The sequence below is a fragment of the Actinacidiphila bryophytorum genome, assembly GCF_016916835.1.
Lineage (GTDB): Bacteria > Actinomycetota > Actinomycetes > Streptomycetales > Streptomycetaceae > Actinacidiphila > Actinacidiphila bryophytorum.
This window is the reverse complement of sequence record NZ_JAFFIX010000056.1, coordinates 1-2,956: the sequence shown is the minus strand read 5'-3', so window position 1 is coordinate 2,956 and position 2,956 is coordinate 1. Positions and strand designations below refer to the sequence as shown.

Sequence of the window (2,956 nt, the reverse complement as noted above, 5' to 3'; positions counted from 1 at the left end):
AGTTCCGGCCAGAGCGAGGAGGCCGCGCAGGTTCTCCTTGGCGATCCATGTCGTCAGCAGGGTCTGCTGCCCGATTGTCCCTCGCCGACGCGTTCCACGTCGTCGCGACTGCTCGTCGGTGAGGTCCTCACGGCTGCGCAGCAGGCGCCAGCGGGCCGACCACTTCGGATCGGTGGCTCTTCCGCGTCGGCCGCGGACCTCGGCGGTGGTGCGGCGCCGGGCCGCCGAGAGCATCTTGTTCGCCAGCTGCGTCACGTGGAAGTGGTCGACCGCAACCCTGGTGGGCGGCAGGCTGGTGCGGATCGCGGCGCGGTAGGTGGCGGACACATCGATGGCGACGCGTGTGGTGCTCTTTCTCCAAGTCAGCGGGGTGGTGGCGAGCCAGGCCGGCACGTCGGCGACGCTGCGGTCCTCGACCTGGCCCAGCAGCGCGCACGCCCCGAGGGCGTCGGTGAAGCCGGTGTGCCACCGATCGCGTACCCCGCCCGTCTGCCGGTGTCGGGGTCTTGTTCCCAGGCGCGGCTTGCCCCGACGGGTCCTCACCGATGCCCACCGCGTCGCGTTCGTGCAACGATGCGTCGACGACCTCGCGGGCCTGGTCGCGGAAGGCATGCATCACGGTCGGCCAGAACAGGTGCATATCCCGGGCGGCCTGGACGACGGCGGAACCCGGCGTCGCGTATGCGGCGTTTGGCCGCGACCCGCACTCGCATGGTCATCCGCGCGCCGGCCGGTGGCTGCGGGTCCTGCTCAGTGGACGACCGGCGCGGGCAGGGCCAGAAGCCCCCTCCGAGGACCAGCCGCACGTGCGCCCTGCTCACTGGGTCGCACGCCGGAGTGAACGGAAGCGGGGCTCTGTGAGTGAAGGCGACGGCGCGCTCAGGCAGCGGTGACCACGTCTGCGTGAGCGGCCCGCAGCAGGGTGCGGGCGGCGTCCTTGGCGTGACGGGCGGGCTCTGGAGTCCCGGAGATGGCCGCTGTGGTCATCGCGCCCTCGGCGAGGAGGACGAGCTGGTCGGTCAGCCACGCGGGCGCGTCTGCGACGGCCACGAGATCGGCAAGATATCGCCGGAAGGCATCCTTGTGGGCCTTCGCGATGTCGGCCACGGTCTGGGACGTGGCCCCCAGCTCCCCGAAGGAGTTGATGAAGCCGCAGCCGCGGAACTCCTGCTCGCTAAACCAGAGGAACAGCCAGTCGAAGACCGCCAGAATCCGCTGCTCGGGTGAGTCGTAGGTATCCACGTACTGGGCAAGATCGCGGAGCCACCTTGCGTCCCGCCGCCTCAGGTACGCCTCGACCAGAGTGTCCTTGGAAGGGAAGGTCTGGTACAGGCGCTTGAGGGGCACGCCGGAGGCGGTGCGGATCGCATCCATTCCCACCGACTGAATGCCTCGGCCGTAGAACAGTTCCTCGGCAGCGTCAAGGATCCGCTGCTCGGTCGTCTCGGGTTCCACTTCGCTCACCCATTCTCGAAAACGGTCGTTCTCCTACGGTACAGCCACCAGGCCGCACGGCATATTCCCGGGCGCGGGCCGACCAGCCCGCCGTATGCGCCTGCCCGGATCGGGGCCGGGCGTCTTGCCCGCCGCCCGCTCAAGCGAGGACAAGGTCCGCCTGGGGCTTCTCAGCCGGTGTGGTGGCGACGCGGAGGCCGACGCGGTCCCGCCGGTGATCCCGTTCCTCGAGTGTTTCGGTCCAGTCCGCCAGGAGTTCGACGATGTCCATGCCGCGGCCGTGCTCATCAGGGGCACCGGTGCAGCGAGGGTGGGGCGAGGGCGCCGTGACGCCGTAGTCGGCAACTTCGATATGCACGGCGCGGCCTTCGAGCGCGAGGCTCACGATCATGTCGGCCCGTCCGTGCTGGGCCGCGTTTCCCGCGAGCTCGCCGACGATCAGCAGGACGGAGTCCCGATCCTCCGGGACGACGTCCCATCGGGCGAGCAGGGATGCGGCGAAAAGGCGGGCGGTGCGCACCCAGCGCTCCTCGGCGGGAAGGGCGATCATGCCGTGCTGGCGCATGCCCGTACGGGCATGCGCCAGCACCGGGGTCACGGGGGCCGGCCGGGACTGCTCGCCGGACGAGGGCAGCGCCATCGGCGGGGGGTGCATTGCGGTGTGCGAGAGAGTCATGGGATCACCCACCTGAACTTTCCGAGCCATCAACAGGCTCGCGTTCTGCAGCTTCTCTGCCCTCGGCCCTGGAGCGGGCCGGCGTCAGGGCCGAGGCGGCGGTCCTGCGGCACTCGCGGCGACCGAACCGGCAATCCGTCCGGCCAGCGATGACAGTGTCGTGAACCTCCAGCCGAGAACGGTCGTTCTGTTGAATGAGGCCAGCCCTCTAGAACGGTCGTTCTCTGCGCAAGAGGGATGCGCCGAACTTCCGAGAATCCGGAGCAACGTCCGCGCTCACCGCAGGTGAGAGGGTCTTCAAGGCCTGCGAGGGAATCCTGAGCCCAAAGCCCTCGAGGCGCGCGGCTACCCCTGCCGCAGGTACAGCCTCACGCACGAACGGCCGCGCCGTGGATCCGGCGCCGGGCCCGGAACTACGGCGCGGGGGTCGCCACGCCAGCAAGGCCTGCCGGAATGCGAAGGCGGCGGCAGTCACACAGGCGCCGCCCCCGGTGGATGACAACGACATTGGGGTCCTGAAGGCGGCGGGTCAGGTGCGATAGGCATCGCGCGGGCGAGAGGCGCCAGGTTTCCGCACAGGGCGGCTGCGAGTGCGGGCCCGGCCGTCGACTCCCTCCGTTCACGGCGGCTTGCCTCGAAAGTGCCGCTCCACCAGCCAAGGCGCGCGATAGCCCGACCGAGGGAGAGCTGCCAGGTCGTGGGTGTCGGTCTTGCGCGAGAACCTTCGTTCCCGTACTGTTGTTCTTGCCGGCGAGAACGTACGTTCTCACACGGTGCACCCACGTCGGCGGAACCCACACCCGTCGGCGGCGATACCGCACAGAC

The 2,956-nt window shown here is 69.7% G+C and carries 3 protein-coding genes; all 3 read right to left on the bottom strand.

Annotation, left to right across the window (positions count from 1 at the left end):
• A partial coding sequence (locus JT723_RS34510; protein WP_205048855.1) for a transposase occupies positions 1–543 on the bottom strand: 543 nt, incomplete at its 3' end.
• 336 nt (positions 544–879) lie between these two features.
• Positions 880–1,455, bottom strand: coding sequence for a TetR/AcrR family transcriptional regulator (locus tag JT723_RS34505; protein ID WP_205048856.1), 576 nt, complete (start codon positions 1,453–1,455; stop codon positions 880–882).
• Between the two features lie 139 nt (positions 1,456–1,594).
• Positions 1,595–2,095 (bottom strand): ATP-binding protein, encoded by a 501-nt coding sequence (locus tag JT723_RS34500; protein WP_205048854.1) that lies wholly within the window; start codon positions 2,093–2,095, stop codon positions 1,595–1,597.
• Positions 2,096–2,956 lie beyond the last annotated feature (861 nt).

What these genes read in the sequence shown, in the direction of transcription:
- JT723_RS34500 (WP_205048854.1), bottom strand. Translation starts at nt 2,095, where the DNA reads ATGGCGCTGCCCTCGTCCGGCGAGCAGTCCCGGCCGGCCCCCGTGACC.